Source organism: Streptococcus mitis, assembly GCF_005844455.1.
In the GTDB taxonomy this organism is placed as follows: domain Bacteria; phylum Bacillota; class Bacilli; order Lactobacillales; family Streptococcaceae; genus Streptococcus; species Streptococcus mitis_BF.
The window spans coordinates 1-4,827 of record NZ_SPGF01000088.1 but is presented as its reverse complement, the minus strand read 5'-3'; the positions used below and the strand labels follow the sequence as shown (position 1 = coordinate 4,827).

The window sequence follows — 4,827 nt, the reverse complement described above, 5'->3', positions numbered from 1 at the left end:
ATGGGAAATTCCTCCTTAACTATAAGTTTATCACATAAAAAAGAAACCCAAATACAGAATTGTATTTGAATTTCTTAACTTAATGACATTGAGAATTGAACTGACTCTTTTATTACTTATCAAACTTAGAAGCACGTTCTTCTCCCCACCAATAGGGCATTAGTTCTGCGACTTTCACTATCTTTCTTCTATCGTAGTCCATCATGAATTCTGCATCTTTATTTTCGGCGTTCAACTCTAAAAGGAATTCTCTGCAAGCACCACAAGGCATTCCTGAACTTCCACCATAAGGTGGTTTGTCTCGAAAGGCTAATACTTTTTTAACCTTAGTTTGTCCTGAAAATTGGTACATATTGAAGAGAGCTGCCCGCTCTGCGCAGAGATGGAATACACCACAGGTTCCTTCCATACAGAAACCTGTAAATATTTGTCCTTCTTCTGCTTCTACTGCGGCTACAACATGGTTGGCATAAACAAAATCAGATACTTCATGTGGATTATATAATTTCTGTGCTTCTTCGTACATCTTTTCCCAGATGCCCATTATTACATCCTTCTTATTTAGAGATTTCTTTTAACATATTTTCTATATGCTGGATTGATTTTTCACGACCTAACAAGAAGATCGTATCTGGCAATTCTGGTCCATGCATTTCACCTGAAACAGCAATACGAATTGGCATGAAGAGATTTTTTCCTTTGATACCTGTTTCTTTTTGGACTGCTTTAATTTGCGGGAAGATATTTTCTGTCACAAATTCATCATCTGTCATTGCTTCAAGTTTTGCTTTGAAGGCTTCAAGAACTGCTGGGACTGTTTCACCCGCCATGACTTCGCGCTCTGCTTCTGTCAATTCTGGGAAATCTGAGAAGAAAAGCTCTGTCAATGGAATAATTTCATCTACTGATTTCATTTGTGGTTTATAGAGTTCTACCAATTTTTCAGCCTTATCAGTCAATCGGCCTGCTTCCTCTAAGAATGGTTTTGCCATTTCAAAGATAGTTTCTAGATCTGCAGTCTTGATATAATCATTGCTCATCCAGTCTAGTTTTTTCTGGTCAAAGGCTGCTGGAGACTTGCTGAGGCGGTTTTCATCGAAAAGTTTAATGAGTTCTTCACGAGAGAAGATTTCATCTTCGCCACCTGGGTTCCAACCAAGAAGAGCAATAAAGTTAAAGACTGCTTCTGGAAGGTAACCTTTCTTTCGGTAATCTTCGATAAATTGAAGTGTATTAGTATCACGTTTAGATAACTTCTTACCAGTCTCAGAGTTGATAATCAAGGTCATGTGACCAAACTCTGGAGCTTCCCAACCAAGTGCTTCATAAACCATGAGCTGTTTTGGTGTATTAGCAATGTGGTCGTCTCCACGGATTACGTGAGAAATTTGCATATCATGGTCATCGATGACAACGGCAAAGTTGTAAGTTGGGTAACCGTCTTTCTTTTGGATAACCCAGTCACCACCGATATTGCCACCTTCAAATTCGATATCGCCTTTGACTATATCATGCCACTTGTAGATACCTGACTCATTGACAGCCAAACGAACTGTTGGGATGATTCCTGCTGATTCACGTTCTGCGATGTAAGCTGCTTTTTCTTCTTCACTCATACCAAGGTATTCATTGATGTAACGAGGAGTTTCACCTACGGCTTCTTGGCGTTCGCGTTCAGCTGCCAACTCTTCTTCTGTAACATAAGATTTGTAGGCTTTTCCTTCAGCTAGCAATTGGTCGATGTATTTTTGATACAAGTCCAAACGTTCAGACTGGCGGTAGTTTTCATGTGTTTCCGGGCTTTCATCCCAATCCATTCCTAACCAACGAAGGTTTTCAAGCTGTGAACGTTCACCATCTTCGACATGTCGTTTACGGTCAGTATCTTCAATACGGATAATAAAAGTTCCACCATGATGACGTGCGTAAAGGTAGTTGAACAATGCTGTACGGGCATTCCCGATGTGTAGTAGTCCTGTTGGACTTGGTGCGTAACGTACGCGGATATCTTTTGACATAGTTTCTCCTATAAAGTCTCTAGGCGTCTGCCTTTTTACTCTCTATATTATATCACAAGTCTTGGCTGAGTCCAATTTCTATGGATAAAGAGAGTAAAAAGAGTGGACAAACCACTCTTTTCTTCTATTATAGACGTGCGTTAAGTTCTTTGCTCAATTCTTCAAATCCTGGTTTTCCAAGAAGAGCAAACATGTTACGTTTGTAAGCTTCAACACCTGGTTGGTCAAATGGGTTGATAGCATTCAAGTAACCTGAAAGAGCGATAGCCAATTCGAAGAAGTAGATTGTGTAACCAAGAGTGAAAGCGTCTTGCTCTGGAAGAGTCACGTACATATTTGGTACATCACCATCTGTGTGGGCAAGAAGAACACCATCAGTCGCTTTTTTGTTTACAAAGTCAACGTCTTTTCCTTGAAGGTAACCAAGTCCATCAAGGTCTTCTTCCAATGTAGGAATAATCACGTTTTTACGAGGTTTGTCAACACGAACAACTGTTTCAAACATGATACGAGTTCCTTCTTGGATAAATTGACCAAGTGAGTGCAAGTCAGTTGAGAAGTTGGCTGAAGTTGGGTAGATACCTTTTTGGTCTTTCCCTTCTGATTCACCAGCCAATTGTTTCCACCACTCTGAGAAGTATTGAAGTGACGGCTCGTAGTTTACCAAGATCTCAGTTGCATAGCCTTTACGGTAAAGAATGTTACGAACTGCTGCGTATTGGTAAGCTTCGTTTTCAGAGATTTTGTCTGAAGTGTAGTCTTTGCGAGCTGCGTTAGCACCTTCCATAAGGGCTTTGATGTCAGCTCCTGATGCAGCGATTGGAAGCAAACCAACTGCTGTCAATACTGAGAAGCGTCCACCGATGTCATCTGGAACAACAAATGTTTCCCAACCGTTAGCATCTGCTTCAACTTTAACAGCACCTTTTTGGCGGTCAGTTGTTGCATAGATACGTTTGTTGGCTTCTTCTTGACCGTATTTCTTAACCAAAAGTTCTTTGAAGACGCGGAAAGCAATCGCTGGTTCAGTTGTTGTACCTGATTTAGAAATCACGTTTACTGAGAAGTCTTTGTCTGCAACATACTCTACCAAGTCAGCAAGGTAAGTAGATGAAATTGAGTTTCCTGCGTAAAGAATTTGTGGAGCTTTACGTTCTTCTTTTGTTTGCAAGTTTGCAAAGTGGTGGTTCAAGAAGTCGATTGCTGCTTTGGCACCAAGGTAAGATCCACCGATACCGATAACAACCAAAACATCGCTGTCTGATTTGATTTGCTCAGCAGCTTTCAAGATACGGTCAAATTCTTCGCGGTCGTAGTTTTCAGGAAGGTCCAACCATCCTAAGAAGTCGCTACCAGCACCAGTTCCTTTACGGATCAATTCATCTGCTGCTGTTACTTGTGATTGCATGTATTCCACTTCATGTGGTGCAACAAATTTGTCTAAAACTTTTGAATAATCAAATTTAATATGTGACATGTTATTCCTCCAATATTTCTTCTTTTCTATCATAACGCTTACCTTCGTTTTTTTCAAGTTTTTTTGTCGAATTTCTCCAATTTTTATCAGAATTCAAACGTTTGCGTAAAAATCCCACATTCCAAAAATTTTGAAAAAATAAAAGAAAGAACGACTAGATGTCCCAGTCGTTACAGTTCATTCAATAAATACTCAAATAATTCTAAATTGCCATCTTCTTCATTAACCAGAAACTCTGGATGCCACTGCAAACCGATAATGCGGTGCTCGTCGATAGACTCAATCGCTTCGATGGTCTGGTCTCTTGGATCAATAGCGGTTACACGGAAATTAGGTGCCAAATCTTTAATGCTTTGACGATGGACTGAGTTAACCTGACTTTTTTTCCAAATAGCTTAGCCACCACAGTTCCTTCTACTGTCTCAATAGAGTGAGATGTTCCGAAAGGTAGGCCTTGCCAGTGACCTTCGATTTCTTGATTGAGGGTTCCACCAAAGGCAACATTAACAAGTTGGACACCGCGACAGATTGCCATAATTGGTTTATTCTGACGGAGCGCTTCTTTCAAGGGTGCCAATTCAAATTCGTCACGGATCAGATTGTAATCATCGCTCTCGATGGTCTTTTTCTCTCCATAAAACTGAGGATGAACATTTTGGCCTCCTGTCAAAATGAGTTTGTCAATCATTTCCACATAATCACGTACAACTGACTCATCACCAACAGGAATGACTAAAGGGAGACCACCGACTTGACGAATGCTCTCTGCGAATCTACAAGATACAGATGAGTGAATATTTTTGCCTTCTGCGTCTACGGGACATAGATTTGCAGCAACTCCTACAACCGTTCTAGCCATGATGTCTCTCCTTTCGAATGTTAATACTCTTCGAAAATCTCTTCAAACCACGTCAGCGTCGCCTTACCGTAGGTATGGTTACTGACTTCGTCAGTTCTATCCACAACCTCAAAGCAGTGCTTTGAGCAACCTGCGGCTAGCTTCCTAGTTTGCTCTTTGATTTTCATTGAGTATAACGATAGTCCTATCATATCACTCAAAATGACTTTCGTCTAATATAGTAGATTGAAATAAGATGCGAACAAATTGATTAGGAAAGTCAAATTAATGTATAGAAATATTTTAGCAACCACGGCGTACTATTCTAGATTCAATATGCTATATGTTTTTTAAGGCCGTGATAAGTATTTTTTATGGACAAGAAAAAGCTGCCCACATAGGACAATGTCATTAAGTTAAGAAATTCAAATACAATTCTGTATTTGGGTTTCTTTTTTATGTGATAAACTTATAGTTAAGGAGGGATTTCCCAT

General features: G+C 39.9%; 3 protein-coding genes and 1 pseudogene. All 4 read right to left on the bottom strand.

Annotation, left to right across the window (positions count from 1 at the left end):
- Positions 1–112: 112 nt before the first annotated feature.
- Positions 113–544 (bottom strand): cytidine deaminase family protein, encoded by a 432-nt coding sequence (locus tag FGQ53_RS11105; protein ID WP_138338809.1) that lies wholly within the window; start codon positions 542–544, stop codon positions 113–115.
- A 13-nt stretch (positions 545–557) separates the two neighbouring features.
- Positions 558–2,018, bottom strand: a complete 1,461-nt coding sequence (gene gltX, locus FGQ53_RS11100; RefSeq protein ID WP_138338806.1) for a glutamate--tRNA ligase — start codon at positions 2,016–2,018, stop codon at positions 558–560.
- 127 nt (positions 2,019–2,145) lie between these two features.
- Entirely contained in the window at positions 2,146–3,495 is a 1,350-nt protein-coding gene (locus FGQ53_RS11095) for a glucose-6-phosphate isomerase (RefSeq protein ID WP_000018269.1), read from the bottom strand.
- 170 nt (positions 3,496–3,665) lie between these two features.
- A pseudogene (locus tag FGQ53_RS11085) lies at positions 3,666–4,354 on the bottom strand (gamma-glutamyl-gamma-aminobutyrate hydrolase family protein).
- Positions 4,355–4,827 lie beyond the last annotated feature (473 nt).